Origin of the sequence: Streptomyces sp. NPDC056144, from assembly GCF_042264145.1 — a bacterium.
Lineage (GTDB): Bacteria > Actinomycetota > Actinomycetes > Streptomycetales > Streptomycetaceae > Streptomyces.
Genome location: NZ_JBHJVF010000020.1, coordinates 1 through 22,076 on the forward strand (window position 1 = coordinate 1; position 22,076 = coordinate 22,076).

22 protein-coding genes and 1 tRNA gene are annotated in these 22,076 nt (G+C 72.0%); 14 read left to right on the forward strand and 9 right to left on the reverse strand.

Features of this window, described 5'->3' with window-relative positions; translation table 11 throughout:
- On the forward strand, window positions 1-345 hold a 345-nt coding region (locus tag ACFC0Z_RS34325), incomplete at its 5' end, for a DapH/DapD/GlmU-related protein (protein ID WP_376446570.1).
- 89 nt (window positions 346-434) lie between these two features.
- Window positions 435-507: transfer RNA gene (locus ACFC0Z_RS34330), tRNA-Arg, on the forward strand.
- 100 nt (window positions 508-607) lie between these two features.
- On the opposite strand, the gene ACFC0Z_RS34335 is transcribed toward ACFC0Z_RS34330, so the two are convergent.
- Window positions 608-2,515, reverse strand: a complete 1,908-nt coding sequence (locus ACFC0Z_RS34335; protein WP_376446573.1) for an MFS transporter — start codon at window positions 2,513-2,515, stop codon at window positions 608-610.
- 114 nt (window positions 2,516-2,629) lie between these two features.
- Entirely contained in the window at window positions 2,630-4,990 is a 2,361-nt protein-coding gene (locus ACFC0Z_RS34340; protein ID WP_376446576.1) for a serine hydrolase, read from the reverse strand.
- Between the two features lie 162 nt (window positions 4,991-5,152).
- Here ACFC0Z_RS34340 and ACFC0Z_RS34345 point away from each other — a divergent pair, with 162 nt between their 5' ends.
- From ACFC0Z_RS34345 to ACFC0Z_RS34355, 3 genes are all read left to right on the forward strand, one after another.
- Window positions 5,153-5,854: a GPP34 family phosphoprotein gene (locus ACFC0Z_RS34345; RefSeq protein WP_376446579.1), complete on the forward strand. Its 702-nt coding sequence runs from the start codon at window positions 5,153-5,155 to the stop codon at window positions 5,852-5,854.
- Between the two features lie 176 nt (window positions 5,855-6,030).
- Window positions 6,031-6,891: a helix-turn-helix domain-containing protein gene (locus tag ACFC0Z_RS34350; protein ID WP_376446581.1), complete on the forward strand. Its 861-nt coding sequence runs from the start codon at window positions 6,031-6,033 to the stop codon at window positions 6,889-6,891.
- Window positions 6,892-7,106: 215 nt separating this feature from the next.
- A complete protein-coding gene (locus ACFC0Z_RS34355; protein WP_376446583.1) occupies window positions 7,107-7,307 on the forward strand; it encodes a DUF397 domain-containing protein in 201 nt (66 codons plus the stop codon).
- A gap of 154 nt (window positions 7,308-7,461) precedes the next feature.
- Here the strand turns inward: ACFC0Z_RS34355 and ACFC0Z_RS34360 are convergent, their stop codons facing one another.
- Window positions 7,462-8,286, reverse strand: a complete 825-nt coding sequence (locus tag ACFC0Z_RS34360; protein WP_376446586.1) for a hypothetical protein — start codon at window positions 8,284-8,286, stop codon at window positions 7,462-7,464.
- Window positions 8,287-8,374: 88 nt separating this feature from the next.
- On the opposite strand from ACFC0Z_RS34360, the gene ACFC0Z_RS34365 reads away from it, so the two are divergent.
- On the forward strand, window positions 8,375-9,157 hold the full coding sequence (locus ACFC0Z_RS34365; protein WP_376446587.1) for an SDR family oxidoreductase: 783 nt from the start codon (window positions 8,375-8,377) through the stop codon (window positions 9,155-9,157).
- A gap of 31 nt (window positions 9,158-9,188) precedes the next feature.
- On the opposite strand, the gene ACFC0Z_RS34370 is transcribed toward ACFC0Z_RS34365, so the two are convergent.
- On the reverse strand, window positions 9,189-10,244 hold the full coding sequence (locus tag ACFC0Z_RS34370; RefSeq protein ID WP_376446589.1) for an ADP-ribosylglycohydrolase family protein: 1,056 nt from the start codon (window positions 10,242-10,244) through the stop codon (window positions 9,189-9,191).
- Window positions 10,245-10,439: 195 nt separating this feature from the next.
- On the opposite strand from ACFC0Z_RS34370, the gene ACFC0Z_RS34375 reads away from it, so the two are divergent.
- Window positions 10,440-11,504, forward strand: a complete 1,065-nt coding sequence (locus ACFC0Z_RS34375; protein ID WP_376446592.1) for a tyrosine-protein phosphatase — start codon at window positions 10,440-10,442, stop codon at window positions 11,502-11,504.
- Window positions 11,505-11,527: 23 nt separating this feature from the next.
- On the opposite strand, the gene ACFC0Z_RS34380 is transcribed toward ACFC0Z_RS34375, so the two are convergent.
- The 3 genes from ACFC0Z_RS34380 to ACFC0Z_RS34390 form a co-directional block, all read right to left on the reverse strand.
- Window positions 11,528-12,802: a TerD family protein gene (locus tag ACFC0Z_RS34380; protein ID WP_376446595.1), complete on the reverse strand. Its 1,275-nt coding sequence runs from the start codon at window positions 12,800-12,802 to the stop codon at window positions 11,528-11,530.
- A 15-nt stretch (window positions 12,803-12,817) separates the two neighbouring features.
- Window positions 12,818-15,400 carry a bifunctional FO biosynthesis protein CofGH gene (locus ACFC0Z_RS34385; protein ID WP_376446598.1) on the reverse strand — a complete coding sequence of 861 codons (2,583 nt, stop codon included), beginning with the start codon at window positions 15,398-15,400 and terminating at the stop codon, window positions 12,818-12,820.
- Window positions 15,401-15,464: 64 nt separating this feature from the next.
- Window positions 15,465-16,352, reverse strand: a complete 888-nt coding sequence (locus tag ACFC0Z_RS34390) for a TIGR03619 family F420-dependent LLM class oxidoreductase (RefSeq protein WP_376446601.1) — start codon at window positions 16,350-16,352, stop codon at window positions 15,465-15,467.
- A 110-nt stretch (window positions 16,353-16,462) separates the two neighbouring features.
- On the opposite strand from ACFC0Z_RS34390, the gene ACFC0Z_RS34395 reads away from it, so the two are divergent.
- Window positions 16,463-17,203, forward strand: a complete 741-nt coding sequence (locus ACFC0Z_RS34395) for a GNAT family N-acetyltransferase (RefSeq protein WP_376446604.1) — start codon at window positions 16,463-16,465, stop codon at window positions 17,201-17,203.
- A gap of 4 nt (window positions 17,204-17,207) precedes the next feature.
- Here ACFC0Z_RS34395 and ACFC0Z_RS34400 read toward each other — a convergent pair whose 3' ends face one another.
- Window positions 17,208-17,699: a GNAT family N-acetyltransferase gene (locus ACFC0Z_RS34400; RefSeq protein WP_376446607.1), complete on the reverse strand. Its 492-nt coding sequence runs from the start codon at window positions 17,697-17,699 to the stop codon at window positions 17,208-17,210.
- Between the two features lie 61 nt (window positions 17,700-17,760).
- Between ACFC0Z_RS34400 and ACFC0Z_RS34405 the strand changes: the two genes are divergently transcribed.
- Window positions 17,761-17,979: a hypothetical protein gene (locus ACFC0Z_RS34405; RefSeq protein WP_376446609.1), complete on the forward strand. Its 219-nt coding sequence runs from the start codon at window positions 17,761-17,763 to the stop codon at window positions 17,977-17,979.
- A 78-nt stretch (window positions 17,980-18,057) separates the two neighbouring features.
- On the forward strand, window positions 18,058-18,591 hold the full coding sequence (locus tag ACFC0Z_RS34410; RefSeq protein ID WP_376446611.1) for an NUDIX hydrolase: 534 nt from the start codon (window positions 18,058-18,060) through the stop codon (window positions 18,589-18,591).
- Here ACFC0Z_RS34410 and ACFC0Z_RS34415 read toward each other — a convergent pair.
- Window positions 18,569-19,915, reverse strand: a complete 1,347-nt coding sequence (locus ACFC0Z_RS34415; protein ID WP_376446613.1) for a hypothetical protein — start codon at window positions 19,913-19,915, stop codon at window positions 18,569-18,571. The genes ACFC0Z_RS34410 and ACFC0Z_RS34415 overlap by 23 nt on opposite strands.
- 122 nt (window positions 19,916-20,037) lie before the next feature.
- Between ACFC0Z_RS34415 and ACFC0Z_RS34420 the strand changes: the two genes are divergently transcribed.
- The 4 genes from ACFC0Z_RS34420 to ACFC0Z_RS34435 all read left to right on the forward strand — a co-directional run bounded on the left by ACFC0Z_RS34420 (window position 20,038) and on the right by ACFC0Z_RS34435 (window position 22,046).
- Window positions 20,038-20,238 carry a hypothetical protein gene (locus ACFC0Z_RS34420; protein ID WP_376446616.1) on the forward strand — a complete coding sequence of 67 codons (201 nt, stop codon included), beginning with the start codon at window positions 20,038-20,040 and terminating at the stop codon, window positions 20,236-20,238.
- 23 nt (window positions 20,239-20,261) lie between these two features.
- Window positions 20,262-20,567 carry a hypothetical protein gene (locus tag ACFC0Z_RS34425; RefSeq protein ID WP_376446619.1) on the forward strand — a complete coding sequence of 102 codons (306 nt, stop codon included), beginning with the start codon at window positions 20,262-20,264 and terminating at the stop codon, window positions 20,565-20,567.
- A gap of 193 nt (window positions 20,568-20,760) precedes the next feature.
- Window positions 20,761-21,885 carry a radical SAM protein gene (locus ACFC0Z_RS34430; protein ID WP_376446622.1) on the forward strand — a complete coding sequence of 375 codons (1,125 nt, stop codon included), beginning with the start codon at window positions 20,761-20,763 and terminating at the stop codon, window positions 21,883-21,885.
- Entirely contained in the window at window positions 21,882-22,046 is a 165-nt protein-coding gene (locus ACFC0Z_RS34435; RefSeq protein ID WP_376446625.1) for a hypothetical protein, read from the forward strand. The genes ACFC0Z_RS34430 and ACFC0Z_RS34435 overlap by 4 nt, the downstream gene beginning before the upstream one ends.
- Window positions 22,047-22,076: the final 30 nt, after the last annotated feature.

The window sequence follows — 22,076 nt, forward strand, 5'->3', positions numbered from 1 at the left end:
GGCGTCGTCGTCGGCAACGGCTCCGACATCGGCGGCGGCGCCTCCACCATGGGCACCCTCTCCGGCGGCGGCAACGTCGTCATCTCCATCGGCGAACGCTGCCTCATCGGCGCCGAGGCGGGCGTCGGCATCGCGCTCGGCGACGAGTGCGTCGTCGAGGCCGGCCTCTACGTCACCGCCGGCACCCGCGTCACCCTCCCCGACGGCCAGATCACCAAGGCCCGCGAACTCTCCGGGGCCTCGAACATCCTCTTCCGCCGCAACTCGGTCACCGGCACCGTCGAGGCCCGCCCGAACAACGCGGTCTGGGGCGGCCTCAACGACATCCTCCACACCCACAACTGACACCACCCCCGAACGCCCCCGCCCCCGCCCACCGGCAACGGAGGCGACCTCGGCAACCCCCATCCGCTAGGCTGTCTGCGATCGCGTTCGCCTTCGTAGCTCAGGGGATAGAGCACCGCTCTCCTAAAGCGGGTGTCGCAGGTTCGAATCCTGCCGGGGGCACACGAACGGAAGGGCGCCTACGGATCTCCGTAGGCGCCCTTCCGTGTGTCAGCGCAGTGGGTCAGCGCAGTGGGTCAGCGCGGTGGGTCGGCTCGGGCCGTCAGCGGAGTTCCTCCGGGCACGGGGTGCCTCGGGAGAGTTTGTACGGGGCCGCCAGGCGGTAGACGCCGGGCTTCGGGGCGATCAGTTCGGTCCATTCGTCGCCCTCCTCGTCCGCTTCCGCCTTGAAGAGGCAGCCTTCCTCGTTGGCGAAGAGCTTGGGCGGCTCGGTGTCCGTGTCCGTTGTCGGCTCCCAGTTCTCGCGGGCCAGTTTCGAGGCCTCCGTCTCCTGGGGGGCCTCGATCTTGCCGCCGTTCTCGTCCATCAGGGCCAGCCAGGGCGAGTACGGGACGCGGATCTGGACGCGGCCGGGGCGGTCGACGCGGATGACGACCTCGTTCTCCTCGGCGCTGAGGACCTCGGCGGGCGGTTCCGCGAGGGGCGTGGGGGCCTGGACCTCGTACAGGCGCCAGTTCTCGTCCGACCAGACCTGCTTCAGGTACGGGAGGCCGTCCTCCACCAGCTCCGCCTCCCGCGCCGCGCCCGAGTCGGGGGCGCCGGTCGGCAGGACCACGTAGTGGACGGCCCAGCGGTGGAGCCACTGGTTGTAGTTCACCGCGTTGAGCGTGTCGTCGTAGAAGAGCGGGTTGCGCTCCATGTCCGCCTGGCGGTTCCAGCCGCGCGCCAGGTTGATGTACGGGCTGAGGGCGGAGGACTCGCGGTGGCTGGAGGCCGGCACGACCTCGACCCGCGCCTTGCCCGCGTCCCGTACCTGGAGCTGGTTGACCAGCGGCGCCAGCTCGCGCGCCCAGGAGGCGTCGGGGGCGGTGCGGATGACGTCGTCGACGCCCTTGAAACCGATCCAGAAGTTCAGGCCCGCGAAGGCCAGCAGCAGCGCGTACCAGCGGCGCGAGCGCGGGGCCGTGTACGGGAGCGCCGCGAGCAGCACGACTCCCGCGAAGAGCATCGGCAGACGCGAGATGTTCGAGCCGATCTGCGAGTCGATCAGCCAGGTCAGGAGCGTGCCGAAGGTGTAGACGGCCGCCGCGGTGCGGACCGTGCGCCAGTCCTTCGGGACGAGGACGAAGACCAGGATCCCGAAGAGGAGGGGGAGGGCCGTCGAGGCGAAGGCCATCGGCTGGGTGCCCGAGAAGGGGAAGAGCCAGGACGAGAGGGCGACCACCGCTACCGGCGCCAGGCCCAGGGCGTACGCGCCGGGGCGTCGCTTGTTGAGGAAGAGCGCCGCCGCCAGGACGCCCAGGAACAGGCCCGCCACCGGGCTGCACGCCGTCGCCAGGCCCGCCAGCGGGGCCGCGACCACCGCCTTCGCCCAGCGCTTGCGCCGCCAGCGGTGCGGCCAGCAGAAGACGGCGGCGACGGCGCCCAGCGCGAACATCATGCCGAGGCCGAAGGTGACCCGGCCGGAGAGCGCGTTGCAGAGGAAGGCGAAGACGCCGGCCAGCGAGCAGGCCATCGGGTTTCTGACCGCCGGCACCCGCACCAGGATCAGCGAGGTCAGCATCGCCGACAGCGTCCCCGCGACCATCATCGTGGAGCGGACGCCGAGCAGGGACATGAGGTACGGCGAGACGACGCTGTACGAGACCGGGTGCATCCCGCCGTACCAGGCGAGGTTGTACGCGGAGTCCGGGTGCCGGCCCACGAACTCCGCCCACGCGTCCTGGGCCGCCAGGTCCCCGCCACTGTTCGCGAAGAGGTAGAACCAGAGGATGTGGGTGAGCGCGGCGACGCCCGTGGCCGCCAGGACCGTGTAGCGGCGCTTGCGGCGCCAGAACGGGGTCGACGGGGTCGACGGGGTGGCCGGGGTGCTGGGGGCCTTCCCCTCCTCGGGGGGCGCCTGCTCGTGGCGCGGGGACGGGAGCACTACGCGACGGGGAGCGGGGTCGACGTCATGATCATGGTCCTCGCCGTCGGTGCGATCCGCTCGCTTCGGCTCAGCGGTGGTCACTGTGGCCCTTTCCCGTACTGCTCCGGTCGTACGTCCCTGCCCCTACTGCCCCGGAAACGCTAACAGCCGGGCGCCCCGGACGTCGGTCCCGGGCGCCCGGCCGTCGGGCCGCGCTCAGCCCACGCGCGTGAGCTTCTTCTCGAATCCGGGCTCCACCAGGTCCGTCTGGAGAGCCACCGGCGCGCTGACCTTGCCCGCGCCCTCGCCGATCGACACCGTGCCGACGACGTCGCCCGCCTTGCCGGTGTGCGGGACGGCGTTGCCGCCGTCCGTCAGCTCCAGCTTCACCTGGAGGCCGGGCCAGCCGATCGCCTTGAGCTCCTTGGTCGCCACGACCGGCGTCCGGCCGCCGAGACCGTCGTCCACGTAGCCGAGGACCTGGCCCTTCTTCACGACGGCCGCCGAGGTGACGTCCTTCTGGGCCTGCTGGATCAGCTTGAGGCTGTTGTCGATGGCCAGCTGGAGCTTGTCGTTGAGGAGCTTGGCGTCCTTCGCTCCCATGACGATGCCGAGGATGCGGCGGTTCTGGCCGTCGACGATCGTGTTCGCCGACCAGAGCAGGTTGCCGCCGGCGGGCGTGGAGGAGCCGGTCTTGATGCCGCTCACACCCGGTTCGAGCAGGATGTTGTTGTTGTTCTCGATCCGGCCGTCGATGCCGTCCACCGTCACGTTCGGCATGTTCACGATCTCGCGGAACACGTCGTACTGCATGACCGCCTTCGCCAGCTTCAGCTGGTCCTGCGGGGTCGACGTGGTGCTGTCGAGCAGACCGGACGGGTCCGTGTACGTGGACTGGGTCATGCCCAGGTCCTTCGCGGCGGCGTTCATCTTCTCGACGAACGCGGCCTCGGAGCCGGCGTCCCAGCGGGCGAGCAGCCGGGCCACGTTGTTCGCGGACGGAATCATCAGGAGCTCCAGGAGCTCCTTCTCCGAGTAGGTCTGGCCCTCCTTGACCTGTGCCGTCGACTCGTGCGTCGCCTTCGCCTGGTCGGCGGCCTTCTTGTCGATCGTGATCTCGGGGCCCTGCTCCTTCCCCTTGATCGGGTGGTCGCGGAGGATGACGTACGCCGTCATCGTCTTCGTGACACTCGCGATCGGGGCCGGCTTCTGGGGGCCGTACAGACCCATCGAACCGACGCCCTCGACCTCGACCGCGCCCTGGCCCTCGGTCGGCCACGGCATGTCGAGCTCGCCGCCGTCGAAGGTGAAGGTCGGCGACGCGGTGAGGCTCAGGACGGGCTCCGGCAGCGGCCTGACCATCTGCACGATCGCAAAGATGATCAGGAGCAGGACGAGCAGCGGGGTCCAGATCCGGACCCGGCGCAGGGTCGTCCGCAGCGCGTTCGGCTTCGGCGGCGGGGTGTTCGTGAGCTCCGCGAGGAGGTCGAGGGGCGGGAGCGGCGGCAGCGGCTGCTGCCGGGTCCGCTCGGCCTCGGCCGCGTTCGCGGGAGTCGCGGGAGTCGCGGGGGCGGCGGGAGCGGCCGGGGCAGTGGAAGCAGCCGGGGCCGCCGCCTTGTCCGCCGCCGGGGGTACGGGGGCGGGCGCGGGCACCTTGCGGGCCTGGGGCGTCTGGGGCGTCTGGGGCGCCGACGGGGCCTGCGGGGCGGCCTGCTCGGCCTTCCGCTCCGCCGGGATGTCCGGGCGCAGCGGGACGAAGGTGCTGGTGCGCTCGGAGTCGGACTCCGGGCCGGGCAGGTCGGCGGGAAGCTTCAGGGCGGTCGTCGGCTGGTCCACGGCGGGCTCGGCCGGCGGACGCACGATCTTGAACATGGCCGTCGGCTGGTCGACGGGCTCGTCGACGACCGGGGCGGGCTCGTCGACAACCGGTGCGTCCTCGGCCTCGGAGTCTTCGGCCTCGGAGTCCTCGGCGGCGGGCTTCTCCTCGGCCGCCGCCGGCTTCCGCGCCGCGAACCAGGACTCGGACTCGGACTCGGCGGCGGGAGCATCCTCGGCCTCCTCCGCAACGGCCTCCGCCGCGACCGCGACCGCGTCCTCGACCGGCTCCTCGTCCGCGTCGCCCTCGGCCTCGCGGTCCGCCTCCTCCTCGTCGTGGGCGGACTCCTCGTCCGTGTCCTCGACGTCCTCGGCGTCCTGAGCGTCCTCGGCGTCCTGAGCGTCCTCGGCGTCCTCGGCGTCCTCAGGAGCCTCCTCCGGCTCCTCGGCCGCCGGCGCGGGCTCCTCGTCGGCCGCCGACGCGACCCAGGCCGCCACGGCGGCCTTCAGGCGCTCCCCCTCGGGCTCGGGGTCCGCCACGGGAGCCTCGTCGGACGACTCCGCCGCCTCCGCCGCCTCCCCGGGCTTCGGCGCGTCGTCCGACGCGCGCGGCGTCAGGGTCTTGAACACGGCCGTCGGCTGATCCACCTGAACCGACGAAGATGGCGTACCGCCGCCCGAGGCCGTCGTCTCCTCCGACGACCCCTGCTGCTCCGCCTTGTCGGGGGACTCGCCCGCCACCGTGCCTCCTCCATGCGTCATGCGTACGTCCGAACCGTCTACCAGTGTCCCGTGTGGACCACTTGGCTCCCGTGCTAGACGAGAACGACATACCTACTGGTTCCCGGATGAACCACCCAGGCACTCTCGACAGATGAATGTGAGAGGGGTCACCCTGTCACTCATCCACGCGGGGAGGCATGGATGGGCAGGAGCCGCAGAACCATTCCGGAAGAGCTTCTGCTGCTCGCTCTGGACCCGACCACGGGTACCACAGCGCAGCCGCAGTCGCTCGACCTCGGCCTGGCCGGAGCACAGCTAGTGGAGCTGGCGCTGGCAGGACGGATAGCCCCAGACGGGGATCGTATCGCCGTGGTGATGCCACGGCCGACCGGAGATCCGACCTTGGACTCCGCACTGGAGCTGTTGCGCAGGCGCGGCAGCCCGGTTCGGGCCGTCCACTGGATCGGCGGACCCCGACTGGGGCTCCGTCAGACGTATCTCTCGCATCTGGAGCGATGCGGCATGGTGCATGCCGTGGAGACCCAGATGTGCGGGGTGTTGCCGACGACTCGCTACCAGGCGACGGACACGGCGATCAGCCGGGAGATCAGGTCCCGGCTGGACAGTGCGATCCGCACCGGCGTACCGCCGGACCCGCGGACCGCGGCGCTCGCCGCTCTGGCCCACGCGGTCGGTCTCGGCAAGCACCTCTACCCCGGCAACGAAGGACGGTCGTCGCGGTCCCGGCTGCGCGACCTGATCCGGCACGACCCGATGGGCGGCCTCGTGGCGCACGCCGTGATGGACGTCCAGAACGGCGCGGCGGCACAGCCGCGCCGCGCGGCCGCGGCGGGCGTTCCGGCGCAGCCTCGCGGCAGCATGGCCCGCGCGGCGGCTCACTGAGCCGTCGGGCCACCAGTACCACCGGGAGCCGCACGACTGTGCGGGGCGGGCCGGAACGGCCGCCCCGCACAGCTGCGTTGTTCCGGTTTCCCAGCGCGCACCTCGCCATTGGTGGCAGTCTGCCAAGCAGTAGATACACACAGCTACGCAGGCACACAGCCGGAGGTGCAGTTTCCGTGGCGTCCAACGTCAATCCCACCGTCAGGCGGCGCCGATTGGGCCAGGAGCTGCGCAAGCTCCGGGAGGCGAAGAACATGACGGCCGAGCAGGTCGCCGAGCGCCTCCTCGTCTCCCAGTCCAAGATCAGCCGCCTGGAGAACGGCCGCCGGTCCATCAGCCAGCGCGATGTCCGCGACCTGTGTGGCGTGTACGAGGTCGAGGACGAGCGCATGGTCGACTCGCTCATGCAGATGGCCAAGGACTCGCGCCAGCAGGGCTGGTGGCACGCCTTCGGCGACATCCCGTACAGCGTCTACATCGGCCTGGAGACCGAGGCCGAGAGCCTGCGGATGTACGAGTCGCAGATCATCCCGGGCCTGCTCCAGACCCCGGCGTACGCGGAGGCCGTGATCTCCGGCGCGATGCCGGAGACGACGCAGGCCGACATCGAGAAGCGCGTCACGGTCCGCACCCGGCGCCAGGAGCGCATCCGGGACGACGACCGGCCGCTGCGGCTGTGGGCGGTCATCGACGAGGGCGCGCTGCACCGGATCGTCGGCAGCAGGCCGCTGATGATCGAGCAGCTGGAGTACCTGATCGAGCAGTCGCACCTGCCGCACGTCACGGTGCAGGTGATCCCGTTCGAGATGGGCGCGCACCCGGGGATCAGTGGCCAGTACTCGATCCTGGAGTTCCCCGACACCTCGGACTCCAGCGTCGTCTACATCGAGGGGGTCACGAGCGACCTGTACCTGGAGAAGACCCAGGACGTGCACAAGTACTCCGTCATGTACGAGCACCTCAGGGCCCAGGCGCTGAGCCCCGAGGCGACGCGCGAACTGATCGCGGAGCGGGCCGGGCTGTACGCGAAGGGCTGACGGCCCGTCGCGGGGTCAGGAGGCGGGGGGCAGGAGCCGGGGGGGGCAGGCACCGTACACCCCGCAATCGCTCCCAGGGAAGCCCAGTTGGAATATGCCACCCGGTCGTGTGAACGCCGGTCCCGCCGGCCGGGACCGGCGAGTAGCGTCGATCACGTCGGCGAGAAAGCGTCGGCGCGACACACACTCACTGGTCAGAACCGGAGTTGAGCATCATGGCGATCTTTCAGGGCGGTACGGACACGTGGACGAAGTCTTCCTACTCCGGCGGGAACGGCGCCTGCGTCGAGGTGAGGTCCCCGCTCGTGGCGGCCATCGCCGTGCGTGACTCCAAGGCCCCCGAGGGCCCGTCGCTGTCTTTCGGACCGGGCTCGTGGAACGCCTTCGTCGGCGAGGTGAGCAACGGGGCGCTCTGAGCCCCGTTGCCGACGACAACGCACCACCGCAGTACCCGAAGAGCCCTCTCGACCGGATCGCCGTCCTGGCCGAGAGGGTTCGGCCTTTTCCGTACGCGATTCAGCGTCCGTACGCGGGTCGGCGTCCGTACGCGGGTCGGCGTCCGTACGGGGGTCAGCGCAGCTGGTCCACGTACCGGTCCGTGCCCGGCACGGTGGGGATGAACGGCGCCACGAGCTCCACCCGGCCCCCGGCCTCGCCCCCCAGGGTCTCCAGCCCGGCGAAGTGCTCCGTCCAGCACTCCCTGGGGTCCCGCTCCAGGAACCAGAGCAGCGTCAGGCGGGTGTCGACGCCCTCGACCTGCTTCACGTACGTCATGCGGTCCCCCGGCAGCGGCGTCGGCCGGAAGACCGTCACCATCGCCGCCGGTGAACCGGCGAGCAGCCGGGGCAGCTCGCGCGAGCGCAGCCGGTCGAGCAGCGCGTCCCGCGCCTCGGGCCCCTCGGCGTCGACGACCTGGAGGATCAGCCCGGCGTAGGGGTGGTCGAGGGCGTGGAAGTCGCGCGGTCCGGCGGCCCCGTCGCGGTAGACGGTCGCCGTGTGGTCCTGGAAGGCCGTGAAGACGTGCGTGCGCTCCTGGTGGACGCGGGCGTCAGCGTTGAGCCGCTTGTTGATCCCGACGGTCCACTTCATGTGCTCGTCGTAGCGGCCCTCGGTGATCCAGTACGTCGACAGGTAGCAGCCGGCGGTCACGGGCTGCGCGACGGCGGACTTCTCGGGGCGGCGCAGCTCCTGGAGCTCACGGGTGGCGACCCAGCGCCGTCCCGCGTACATCCAGGGCATGGCCATGGCGCCCGCGTAGTAGTGGTCGTCCTCGTACCAGCGGTTGTACGCGTACTCGTGGCCCGGATGCGGCTCGACCATGGTGATCAGCGCGTGGCCGGGGTGCACGCCGTACGGCCCGGTGGACGCCAGCCGCGCGTAGTCCTCACTGCTCATCTACGGATCCCTTCCCAAGTCGATGACGGAGACCTACTCTGACGGACCGTCAGGTAAGTGACCAGGGTCGGGTACGAGGAGGTTCCGGATGCTGCTGCGGGGCAAGACGGTCGTCGTGTCGGGGGTCGGAGCCGGGCTCGGGCACCGGATCGCGGAGACGGTCGTACGGGACGGGGGCAACGCGGTGCTCGGCGCGCGGACCGAGGCGAACCTCGCCAAGTCGGCCGCCGAGATCGACCCGGACGGGTCGCACACCGCCCACCGGGTCACGGACATCACCGACGAGCGGCAGTGCGAGGCGCTCGCCGCGCTCGCCGTCGAGCGGTTCGGCGGGATCGACGCCGTCGTCCACGTCGCCGCCTGGGACTCCTACTTCGGCGGCCTGGAGGACGCCGACTTCCCGACCTGGCAGGGCGTCCTCGACGTCAACCTCCTCGGCACCCTGCGGATGACCCGCGCCTGCCTCCCGGCGCTCAAGGAGCAGGGCGGGTCCGTCGTCATCGTCGGCACGCAGTCGGCCGTCGCCGCGCCCACGCAGGTGCGGCAGGCGGCGTACGCGGCCTCGAAGGGGGCGCTGACCTCGGCCATGTACTCGCTCGCGCACGAGCTCGGCCCGCACCGCATCCGGGTCAACACCGTGCTCCCGGGCTGGATGTGGGGGCCGCCGGTCCAGGCGTTCGTCCAGTTCACCGCGCACACCGAGGGCGTGCCGGAGGCCGAGGTCCTGGCCCGGCTCACCGAGCGGATGGCGCTGCCGGAGCTCGCGACGGACGGGGACGTGGCGGAGGCGGCGGCCTTTCTCGCCTCCGACCGCGCGCGGGCGATCACGGGACAGTCGCTGCTGGTCAACGCGGGCGAGCTGATGCGCTGAGCCCTGATGCGCCGAGCCCCGTCACTCCGGTTCAGGCCCTCGGGTAGCGGGCCAGCCACCCGGGGGACGACTCCGCGGCCGTGTGCAGGGCCGCGCCCTGCGTCATCTCCATCGAGAAGTCGTCCGCGAGCTCCAGGACCGTGCCCCGGCCCTCCAGTTCGGCCAGCCAGGCCGGCGGGAGGGCCGTCTCGCCGTGCAGGGTGCCGAGCAGCGCGCCCGCGACCGCGCCCGTCACCGAGGAGGGCCCCTCGTGGCCCACGGCGAGCCGCAGCCCGGCCCGTACGTCCTCGGCGACCAGCGCGCAGTAGACGGCCGCCGCGAGCTGCCCCTCGGCCCGGTCCTCCCCCGCCCCGAGGGCCGTGACGCGCTCCGCGTCCGGCGCCCCTTCCCGTACGGCTCCGAGGGCGGCCGTCAGCGCCCCGGTGACCGGCTCGTGGCCGGGGCGCTCCGCGAGCAGCTCCAGGGCGCGGGCCGCCGCCGCCTCGACGGAGCCGCCGCGCGCGATCCCGTGCACGGTGACCGCGAGGGCGCCGGCCGCGAGGGTGGCCGCCGGGGCGCCGTGCGTCTGCGCCGCGCACTCCACGGCGAGCTGGCAGACGAGCTGCGGCTCCCAGCCGACGAGGAGCCCGAAGGGGGCCGAGCGGACGAGGGCGCCGGAGTCGGCGGCCTCGGGGTTCTTGGGCGCGGCGAGGGTGCCGATGCGCTCGTCGCCGAGGCCGGTGAGGCAGGCGCGGGGCGGGTTCCTGCGGGCGTACAGCCACTCCTCGCGGGCGAGCCAGCCGTTGTCCTTGCGGCGCTCGTCGGGGCCCCAGTCGCGCTGGGTGGCGGCCCAGCGGAGGTGGGCGCGGTGGATGTCGGTGGGCGGGTGCCAGGCGCCGGTGTCCCGGCGGACCTGGGCGCGGATGAGGCCGTCCACGGTGAACAGGCCCATCTGCGTGGCGGCGGTGACGGCGCCGCGCCGGCCGAAGGCCTCGTCGCCCGCCCCGAGGGCGTCGCCGACCGCCGTCCCGAGGAGACATCCCCGTACCCGTGCGCGGAAGTCCTGCTGTTCTGCGCGGCCCCACACGGCTGCGGCTGTCGTCGCCACGACGTGCCCTCCCCCGGTCGGCGGTTCGCTGGCAGTTCCCTCGGTTCCCGGGCCCTCGCTCAGGTCCCTCCGCCGCACTGTAATCGACCGGGTGCGGCCGTTCGGGGCGCAGATCGTTATGTGGTCCGACGCCCGTCAGTCCACTTTTGACCGCAGTTCACCCGAGGTTCGGCCACGGCTCCAACCATCTGCCGCATGAACCCCGTGACACGAGTCAAAACCTTCTCCACCGCCGCCGTCGCCGCCGCCCTCCTCCTCGGCGTGACCGCCCCCGCCGCCTCGGCCCACCCCCGCGAGACCGGCCGCATCCCCTTCACCGCCGCGACCGTCACCGAGAACCCCGGCGGCAGCTACACCGTCACGTGGTCCGCCCCCGGCTCCCACGGCGTCACGATCCGCACCGACGGCCGGACCGTCGCCCGCGGCGGCGCCACCGGCTCCGTCACCGTCTCCGGCCTCGGCGCCGCCGACCGCCGCTGGTTCGACCTGGTCCCCGACCGGGGCGGCTCCCTGCACCTCGCCGACCGGCTGATCCGCCTCCAGGGCACGGTCAACTTCCGTGACGCGGGCGGCTACCGCACCCGCGACGGCCACTGGGTGAGGATGGGCGAGGTCTACCGCTCCGACGCCCTGGAGAAGCTGACCCCCGCCGACCTCGCCAAGCTGGCGCGGCTCGGCGTCCGCACCGTCTTCGACCTGCGCACGGAGTCCGAGCGGGCCTCCGCCCCCGACCGCGTGCCCGCCGGTGCCACACACGTCGTCGCCGACGTCCTCGCGGGCGCCGGCACCTTCACGACGATGCCGAAGAGCCCCGCCGAGGCCGAGGCCATGATGGTCGAGGGCAACCGCTACATGGTGAGCGGCGCGACCGCCCGTACCGCGTACACGGCCGTCCTCGACGGCATCGCCGAAGACGGCGACCGGGGTGTCCTCTTCCACTGCACCGCCGGCAAGGACCGCACGGGCTGGTCGAACGCGGCCCTGCTCACCGCGCTCGGCGTCCCCGAGGAGACGGTCATGGCCGACTACCTCGCCAGCAACACCTACCGGGCCGCCGCCAACGAGGCGCTCCTCTCCCACCTCCCGCCCCAGCAGGCCGCCGTCTACAAGCCGCTCCTCGACGTCCGCCCGGCGTACCTCAACGCGAGCTTCGACGAGGTCGAGGAGGAGTACGGCTCCTTCCGCGCGTACCTGCGCGACGGCCTCGGCATCGACCACCACGCGCTGAAGGAGCTGAAGAAGGACCTGCTGGTCGGGTAGACACCCGGGGACGCGGGAGGGGGTCAGCGACGGGTCCAGAAGCCCGCGATCCTCGGCTTCCGGGGCTCCATGGACCAGCCGCCGTCGGCCTCGACCACGAGCAGCCGGGGGCCCCGGGGAAGCGCACCGCCGCCGCGCCCCCGGTCGCGCCGGCTGAACTGGTGCTGCCAGTGGCCGCCGCGCCGGTGGACTTCGACGCCGAAGTACCCCTCCTTGTCCTCGTCGCCCTCGAACCGGTACCGGACGTCGGTCTCGTCACCGGTGTACGCCAGGACGTCCGGCCCGAACCCCTCCACGGGGCCGGGCCCCTCGAAGGCGCGCAGCGTCGACACCGGCCGGAGCCTGAGCGTCCACGCGGTCCCGTCGCCGGCGTCGACCCGCAGCCGCGGCGGCGCCTGGCCGTCGTGCGCGAAGACGCCCACCCCGTACGCGTGCGCGGGGCGGCTCTTCAGAACCTCGCGCCACCGGCGCCCGCGGATCGTCAGCGTGACGACCTCGACGAACCCGTCCCCCTCCTTCACCAGGTCGACGGCCACGAACCCCTTGGCGAGGTCGAGGCCGGTGTCGACGACCTCCTTGCCCCGGCCCGAGAACTCGACGGGAGCGAACTCGGGACCCATCTGCTCGGGAAGGTCGTTGCAGCGCGCGAAGGCGAAGCCGGGGGCCTGCGCCGGTACGAAGACGGGCGCGGGCGCGGGCACGGTCTCGGGAACCTCATCGGCCACGCCCGGCACCTCGGGGTCCGTCACCGCCGAGTCCGTCACCTCCGGCACCGCGAACCCGAAGTCCTTCGCGAGCCCCGGCAGCCCGGAGTCGTACCCCTGCCCCACCGCGCGGACCTTCCACCCCCCGCCCCGGCGGTAGAACTCCCCCAGCAGGATCGCCGTCTCCGTCGTCGCGTCCTCGACCTCGTACAGCGCGAACTGCTCCCCGGTCGTCGCGCTCACCGCCCGCAGGTACAGGCCGGTGACCTCCCCGAACGTGGCGTCGTCGCAGGAGGCCGCGACCACGATCCGCTCCACGTCCGGCTCGACGCGGCCGGGGTCGATCTCCAGCCAGTCCGCGAGAACCCCGCCCTCCCCGTGGGCGGAGCCCGACAGCCGGACGCCGCTGCCCGCGTGCTCCGGCTGGTTGTAGAAGACCAGGTCCTCCCCGCTCCTGACCGTGCCGTCGGCGGCGACGAGCAGCGCCGCCGCGTCGACCCGGGGGTCTCCGGGTCCGCCGGACCGGCGGACCACGGCGACCCGCATCGGCTCGCCGCTCAGCGGCAGGTTCCCACCTTTGATCATCTGCGTCATGGACGCATCATGCACTCAGTCCCCGAGGACCGGGAGAAGCTCCGGCAGATGCCCGTCGGAGGCCCGCGCCACCCGCTGCCGCTCCTCCGTCACCTCCCCGTACAGCGTCGTCCGGGGCCTCGCCGGACGTCCGGCCGCCTCGGCGATCGCCTCCAGGTCGCGGATCGAGCGGTACGAGCCGTAACTCGACCCGGCCATGCGGGAGATGGTCTCCTCCATCAGGGTCCCGCCGAGGTCGTTGGCGCCGGACCGCAGCATCTCCGCCGCGCCCTCGGTGCCGAGCTTCACCCAGCTGGTCTGGATGTTGGGGATGTGCGGGTGGAGGAGGAGCCGGGCCATGGCGATGACGGCCCGGTTGTCGCGGAGCGACGGGCCGGGGCGGGCGATGCCGGCGAGGTAGACGGGTGCGTTGGTGTGGATGAAGGGGAGCGTCACGAACTCGGTGAAGCCACCCGTCTCCTGCTGGATGCGGGACAGGGTCCGGAAGTGGCCGAGCCAGTGCCGGGGCTGGTCCACGTGCCCGTACATCATCGTCGAGGACGAGCGGATGCCCAGCTCGTGGGCGGTCGTGACGACCTCGATCCAGGTGGCGGTGGGCAGTTTGCCCTTGGTGAGGACCCAGCGGACCTCGTCGTCGAGGATCTCGGCGGCCGTGCCGGGAATGGAGTCGAGACCGGCCTCCTTCGCCGCGGTCAGCCACTCCCGGATCGAAAGCCCGGTGCGGGAGGCCCCGTTGACGACCTCCATCGGGGAGAAGGCGTGCACGTGCATGCCGGGGACGCGGGCCTTCACCGCCCGCGCGATGTCGAAGTAGGCCGTGCCGGGCAGGTCGGGGTGGATGCCGCCCTGCATGCAGACCTCGACGGCGCCGACGTCCCAGGCCTGGGCGGCGCGGTCGGCGACCTGGTCGAGGGAGAGGGTGTAGGCGTCGGCGTCGGTACGGCGCTGGGCGAAGGCGCAGAAACGGCAGCCGGTGTAGCAGACGTTGGTGAAGTTGATGTTCCGCGTGACGATGTACGTCACGTCGTCGCCGACCGCCGCCCGGCGGACGTCGTCGGCGATACGGGTCAGGGCGTCGAGCGCCGGACCGTCGGCGTGCAGCAGCGCGAGCGCGTGGGCATCGGTCAGCCGCGTCGGGTCGTCGGCGGCGACGGCGAGGGCCTCGCGGACGTCGGTGTCGATGCGCTCGGGCACCATGCCGGGCGCGGCGGCCTCCCGGAGCGACTCCCAGTCCCCGTACACCTCGTCGAAGTCGTCCCGGCGGTCGGACGTACGGCCCTCGGTGTCGATCGTGCGGTGCAGGTCGGTCCGCCCGGCGGCGGTGAAGGCCTCGTCGGGCTCCTGCCAGGGCAGGCCCCGGACGACGGCCTCGGGGTTCGCGAGGCCGGTCTCGGGGTCGGCGAGGGCGCGGACGTGCGGGAGGAGCCGGGGGTCGAGCCAGGGCTCGCCGCGCGTCACGAACTCGGGGTAGACGCAGAGCCGTTCGCGCAGCTCGAACCCGGCGGCGGCGGACCGCGCGGCCAGCTCCTCGATCGCCGGCCAGGGGCGCTCGGGGTTGACGTGGTCGATGGTGAGCGGGGAGACCCCGCCCCAGTCGTCGATGCCGGCGGCGATCAGCCTCTCGTACTCGGCGTCGACGAGGTTCGGCGGGGCCTGGAGGCAGGCGGAGGGCCCCATGATGAGCCGCGCGACGGCGACGGTGGCGACGAGGTCGTCGAGCTCGGCGTCGGGCATGCCGCGCATCGCCGTGTCCGGCTTGGCGCGGAAGTTCTGGATGATCAGTTCCTGGACCGAGTGGTACGCGCGGGCCACGCGCCGCAGCGCGAACAGCGACTCGGCCCGCTCCTCCAGCGTCTCCCCGATCCCCAGCAGCAGACCGCTCGTGAACGGCACCGACGAACGCCCGGCGTCCTCCAGGACCCTGAGCCGCACGGCCGGCTCCTTGTCGGGGGACCCGTAGTGGGGGCCGCCCGGCTCGGACCAGAGCCGGGTGGCGGTGGTCTCCAGCATCATGCCCATGGAGGGCGCGACGGGCTTGAGCCGCTGGAAGTCGGTCCAGGACAGGACGCCCGGGTTGAGGTGCGGCAGGAGGCCGGTCTCCTCCAGGATCCGGATCGCCATGGCCCGTACGTACGCGAGGGTGTCGTCGTACCCGTGCGCGTCCAGCCACTCCCGGGCCTCGGGCCACCGGTCCTCGGGCTTGTCCCCCAGCGTGATGAGGGCCTCCTTGCACCCGAGCTCGGCCCCCTTCCGGGCGATGTCGAGGACCTCGTCCGGCGACATGAACATCCCGTGCCCGTCCCGGCGGAGCTTCCCGGGGACGGTCACGAAGGTGCAGTAGTGGCACTTGTCCCGGCAGAGCCGCGTGAGCGGTATGAAGACGCTCTTCGAGTACGTGATGACCCCGGCCCGCCCGGCCGCCTCAAGACCGGCGTCCCGCACCCGCCCGGCCGACGCGACGAGATCCGCCAGGTCCTCCCCCCGCGCCCGCAACAGCACGGCGGCCTCGGCGACATCGAGCGCGACCCCGTCCCTGGCCCGCTTCAGGGCGCGGCGCATGGCGTTCTCGGTGGGACGTTCTGCCTGGTGATCCGTCATATAGGGAGGATACGAGCGGGTGGGGCGGGGCAGGTCGGGGTCCCCGGAGGAAGGCCGAAGACGGTCAGACATCGGCCGTTCCATCGGCCGTTCCATCGGCCGTTCCATCGGCCGTTCCGAGGTAGGCGGCGAAGGTGTCCAAGGTGCGCAGGACCTCGTCCTCCCCGCCCGGCGGGAGCTGGAGGACGACCTCCTCGCAGCCGAGCTCCGCGTAGTGGGCGAGCTTGCCGGGGCTCGGGAGGACGGCGTACGGGACGACCTGGAGGCTCTTCGGGTCGCGCCCGGCCGCCTCCCACGCCTCCCGCAGCACCGGCAGGGACTCCGACAGGCCCCGGCCGCCGATCGGCATCCAGCCGTCGGCGTCCTCGGCGATGCGGGCGAAGAGCTTCGGCCCGGCCCCGCCGCCGAGGAGGACGCGCGGCGCGCCGCCCGTCCAGGGCTTGGGCCAGGCGTGGGAGGCGCGGACGGAGCGGCCGTGCTCCCCGTCGGCGTACGCGGTGGGCTCCGGGGCCCACAGGGCGCGCATGAGGGCCAGGCGTTCGTGGGTGACGGCCCGGCGGGCGCGCCAGTCGACGCCGTGGTCGGCGGCCTCCTCGACGTTCCAGCCGTAGCCGACGCCGAGGGTGAAGCGGCCCCGGGAGAGGTGGTCGAGGGTCGCGATCTGCTTGGCGAGGGCGATCGGGTCGTGCTCGGCCGGCAGGGACACGCCGGTCCCGATCCCGAGCCGCTCGGTGACGGCGGCGGCCTGGCCGAGCGCCACGTACGGGTCGAGGGTCCGCCCGTACTCGCGGGGCAGCTCGCCGCCCGCCGGGTAGGGCGTCTCGCGGGAGACGGGGATGTGGGTGTGCTCGGGGAGGTAGAGCCCGGCGAAGCCGCGCTCCTCCAGCTCGCGCGCGAGCCGCACGGGGGTGATGGTCTCGTCGGTCAGGAAGATCGTGGTCGAGATCCGCATGGGGGCACGGTAGGGGGTCGGCGGTGGAATTCCGAGGGGCGCGACGCGGCCGGTGCCTCACGGGACTTATCCGGCTGCGGCGGCGGGCCCGGCCGCCTACCGTGTGCCGCGTGCTGACCCGTATCGAGGCGTACTACGACGCCGTCCCCCGCTCCTCCGCCCGCGCCGAGTCCCACGGCCCGCTCACCCTCTTCGTCCAGGAGGGCGAGGGCTGGCCCTACTACGCCCGCCCGGCGCTCGGGCACACCGGCGAGGTGCCGGCGGACGCCGTGGAGCGCGTACGGGCCCGGCAGCGGGAGCTCGGGGTGCCGGAGGCGTTCGAGTGGGTCGCGGAGACCACGCCGGGGCTGCGCGCCGCCGTCGAGGCGACCGGGCTGACCGTCCACGAGCACCCGCTGATGGTCCTGGAGGGCGACGGCGTGCCCGTACCGGCCCCGGAGGGCTTCACCGTGCGGCTGGTCGGCGCGGACGACCCGGCCCTGGAGAGCGCCGTCGCCGCCCCGTACGCCGCCTTCGGCGCGGACCCGCAGCCGGGCACCACGGAGCGGGTCGCCGACCGCCTGCAGGCCGGGCTGACCCGGCTCGCGGCGGCGTACGACCCCGCCGGCCGGGCCCTCGCCGCCGGGCAGCACCAGCCCGTCGGCGCGGTCTCCGAGGTCGTCGGCGTCGGCACGGTCCCGGAGGCGCGGCGGCGGGGCCTCGGTCTCGCCGTCACGGCCGCCCTCGTCGCGGACGCCCGGGCGGGTGGCGTGGAGACGGTGTTCCTGACGGCGACGGACGAGCGCGTGGCCGCGCTCTATGCCCGCCTCGGATTCCGTACGGTCGCGACGGCCCTGATCGCGGAGGCCTGAGCGCTCAGGCGCGGACGCGCGGCTGCCGGATCATCCACACGTCGTACGGGGTCTCCGACATCACGGTGAACCCCTCCCGCTCGTAGAGACGGACGGCCGCGCTGCCGATCAGGCACTGGAGGCGGACGGGCACCCCGTCCGCGTCCGCCCGCTCCATGAGCGTGCGGAGCACCGCCGTACCGAGGCCCCGGCCCTGGGTCCCGGGGGCGAGGTAGAAGCTCTCCAGCCAGAAACCCTCGCCCTCGCCGACCTCGTGGCCGTGACCGGCGAGGGGCACGTCGGCGTTGGGTATCAGGGCCACGCAGCCCACGAAGGCCCCGTCCGCCTCGATCACCGAGGTGTGCGCGGGGAGGAAACGGTTCCGCATCCGCTGCCGCACCCGTTCCTCGTCGTAGATGCCCAGCCTGACCAGGTCGTCCCGCATCGCCACGACCCGCAGCTCCGCGAGGTCCTCGACATCCTCCGCCCGTGCCGGGCGCATCGACCACGTGTTCATGCCCGCATCATAGGAAGACGGGGAAAGTAACCGGATCCGCGCGGTCCGCGTTACGACGGGCATGAAGAGGATCCTCACCGCCGCCGCCCTGACCGTCTTCGCCGCAGCGGGCGCCGCGGGCGCCACCGCCGGCACCGCCGCCGCCGACACGGGCGGCATGAACCTGCCCTCCGTCGTCCCCCTCAGCGGCGTCCTGACCCCCAAGCCCAAGCCCGCCGGCACCCCCGACCTCCCGCCGGCCAACGCGGCGGTGGAGAACCTGCTCCCGGGCCACCACTGACTCGCCCCCTGTCTACCGGCCCCTCTCACAACCGGCCTGCTCTGCAATGCTGGAGACCGATCGAGAGGGGCCGTAGCCATGCAGTGGAAGATCCACGGGGAACGACCGATCTACGAGAACAGCTGGGTGAATCTGTGGCTCACCGACGTCGAGACGCCGGACGGGAACCGCTGGGAGCACCATGTTGTCAAGCTCCGGCACCTGGCCGTGGCCGCCGTGGTCAACGAGCACCGCGAGGTCCTGATGATGTGGCGACACCGCTTCATCACAGACGCCTGGGCGTGGGAGCTGCCCATGGGCCTGGTGGAGGAGGGCGAGACGCCGGCCGATGCTGCGGCCCGTGAGGTGCTGGAGGAGACCGGCTGGCGTCCCGGTCCGATCAAGTCGCTGATCTACGCCGAGCCGGCGAACGGCATCACCGACTCCCAGCACCATGTCTTCCGCGCCGACGGGGCTACGTACGAGGGTCCGCCGAGCGAGAAGAACGAGTCGGACCGGATCGAGTGGATCCCGCTGGCCGACGTGCGGGGCATGATCGACCGCCGCGAGATCGTCAGCAGTGGGTCTCTGGTCGGCCTGCTCTACGTGCTCATGGACGAGGCGATCCGCTGACCTGGCGGGGAAGTATTTCCCGTAGTCGAGCCTCGAAGGCCACCACAGCCGGTTCGCGGCGGAAAGGTTCCAACTGCTCGTAGAACTCCCGGAGGTGGCCGGCGACTCGTTGCGAGCCGACGGCCGCCGCCGGAGTCAGGGCGTCCATGGCCGTGTGGCACGCCTCGTCGAGCTTGCCGCGCTGGAGCTGGGTGCGGGCGAGCCAGAAAGCGTGGAAGGCACGGCCTCGGTGGTTGGACGCGTGCTCGCGCCGAAGGGCGTCCGCGATCAGGGGCTCGGCGAGGGCGGCTTCGCCCAATCGGCCGTGTGCGATGCCGGTGTCGACGATGAGCTTCGGCTCGTCGAAGTAGGCGACCCAGGCTGGGTCCGGATCGTCGGTGCTGATCCGTCCGAACTGGGCGTGGGCTTCCAAGATCGCGGTGTGAGTCGCACCGTGGTTGCCGAGGGTGGCGTGGGCGAAGGCTTCGCGCATCGCGAGCATGGCCCGTACACGCGGTGTCGTCCCCTCGGCGGCTCGGGCCTGATCCTGGGCGGCCGTGACGAGGGCGAGGGCGTCGCCGGGCTTGTCCTGGTAGGTGGCCTGGAGGCTCATACAGGCAAGGACGTTGGCCATAAACTGGCGGTCGTCGACGGCCTTGGCCAGTCCGAGGGATTCGGTGAAGTAGGCGCGCGCCTGGTGGTACTGGCGAGCGTCGAAGTAGGTCCATCCGGTGAGCCGGGCCAGCTCGGCCGCGATGCTGTGCAGACCGTCCCGTAAAGGAGCCGGACGCTGCTCCTTGAGGAGGTCGACGACGTAGCGGAGCTGGCCGACGACCGCCGGCCGTAAGGTCTCCCCGCCGTGTTCGTCGTCCCGACGCCAGTAGTCCGCGATCGACGAGTGGAGCGCGTCCAGCGTCGATGGACTGAGGTCTCGCTCGGATGTCAGGGCGAGGATGCTGTCCACGTCCGCTCCGGGGAGCCCCGCACCAACCTGCTCGTCGGCGGGACTCCGTGCCTCGGGTTGTTCTCGTGGCGTGACGGTCAGGGTCTGCGGCGTCTCCCACGGGCGTCTGGCCAGGCCGAGCATGTGCCCAGGGATATGGAGGCCGTCCGAGATCCGTTCGATCACGTCCATGTGGAGCAACTGTCGCCGCCCGGCGATCACTTCGCCCACGCGGCTGGGGGTGAGGTCGCAGCGCCGCGCGATCATCGACGGATAGACGCCTGCTCGGACCTTGACCAGCTGAAAGACGCGGCCGAAGTCTCTGGCCTGGCACGCCTCGATCATTGCCGGGTCCGTGAGCAGACCGACGGGGAGTTCCTTCGGGCGGGATGGCTCGGGCATCGGCACGCTCCGGCATGAGGACTACGGATCGCTGCACTTGGTCAACCAAGGGCGATGTTACCCAAGTTGGGTAATCCGCTTGGCCTTTCCGGCCGGGTCCGCTGATCGAGATGCTCCTGGTCATGGCGAACGGACAGGAAGACGTACGGATGACGTTGCGGGTCTCCCGCGACTCCGGCCAGACGTGGGGGCCTCTCACGAACGTGCACGTGAGCGAGGACCCGGTGATCCCGGAGAACCCGGGCCGCTACCCGCCGTGCGCCTGCCTCCGGTGCGCGACGCAGGAGCGGAACACCGTCACGTCCTTCCGGATGGTGTCGTGATGCGGTGCGCGCACTGGCGACGGGTGCCCCTCGATCTGGCACGGGAAGCGCGGGAGAAGTCAGCCGTCACGTACATCGACAGTGCGGTGCAATGCCAGCTGTCCACGCACGACGAGAGTGACCACTTCGGACTCCTCACCGACTCCGGTGCCTACGGGACCGCGCTGTGGCTTCGCTGGCACGGGCCGGACGTGGCGGAACTCGTGACGCTGCCGGACTGTCCGGTGGCCGCCCCGGGGTCCGACGGTGAGGGCTGCTGCCTGTTCGCCGACCACATCGCACGGCACACCTGGGAAGACGAGCTGGAGGAGGTCTCGTGCACCAGCTGATCGCGAGCCCACGCAAGACCCGGCGCCCGCGATCGCCTCGTAACGAACGGTGCGGGGACTGCGGTGGCAGCGGCGCCAACTCGTCCGGCAAGACCTGCGGCACCTGCAACGGCCTGGGTGAGATCCACTGCCGCACCCGCCGCCAGGAGTCCCGTACGTCGTCCCACTCCCTGACGCGAAAGGAAGGCCACCGATGACCCACGCTCTGATCGCCTCCCCGTTCCTCGACGGACATCTTCTCCTCAAGCCGGGAGCGAGGGCCGGCGCCCGGATCTCCGCCGACCACTTCGAGGGCCTGCGCCAGGCCACCACCGATGGAGAGTCTCTTCCCGCCTGGGCGGCGCAGACCGCCGCCGACGTGTGGGGCCTGGACCTGGACGGTCAGCCCGTGCGGAGCACGGTGCTGGTCCGTGAGCCGTCCCCGTTCGGCTACTGCCGGGCGTCCTGGGAGATCAATCTTGGATGCAACTTCGGCTGCAAGCACTGCTACCTCGGCGAGCGGCCGTTCTCCGGCCTCGGCTGGGAGGAGAAGGTGCGGCTGCTGGACATCATGCGCGAGGCCGGTGTCCTCTGGCTCCAGATCACCGGCGGCGAACCCACCATGGATCCTCACTTCCAGGGCGCGTACCGGTACGCCTGGCTGGCCGGGATGATGCTCACCATCTCCACCAACGGCTCGCTGCTCTGGCGTCCCGATCTCCTCAAGCTCTTCCGGGACTGCCCGCCGTACCGCCTGGTGGTCAGCATGTACGGGGCGAGCGAGAAATCCTTCGACACGCTCACCCAGCGCCGCGGAGCGTGGAAGGCGTTCCGGCGCGGCATCGACGCAGCGCGCGAGGCGGGTCTTCCTCTGCGAATCAACGTCGTGGTGACCGAGGACAACGCCTCCGAGGCCGACGAGATGGCCGCCCTCGCCGACGAGTGGAACGTCGAGAACCACGCGTACACGAACATGACGCCCACGATCTACGGCGGCGGTGAGCCGCTGCTCGCCCAGTCCGCCGCCCACCTGCGCCAGCGCAAGCCGTTCGCCGGCTGCAACGCGGGACACACCTTCTTCCACGCCGACCCGCACGCCAGGGTCTCGATCTGCAAGGTCGGCCGCGACGACCAGATCGACCTCATGGTCGAAGGCATCGACGGCCTCACCCGGCTCGGCGCCATCGCCGACCGCCTCATGCTTCGCACCGGTGGGTGCGAGGGCTGCGCCCTGTCCGGCACCTGCCGGGTCTGCCGTCCCCTGGCCAAGCACTACCAGGAGGCGAAGGCGCCGCTGCACAGCTACTGCCAGCACGGAGACAAGGAGAACGCCTCATGACCCCGCCCGTAGCGGTGACCATCCTTCCCGGCCCGCCGTCCTCGGCCCGCCGCGCGGCCCCGCCCGTCGCGACCGCGTCGATCACCGCCGTCCAGGACCTCGACGTGATCGTGGAGAGCGCGGAGTGCTCCTGCGACGCCGGTGACGACAACCCCCACTGACCGCCATGATCCGGTCGACTCCGCTCAGGC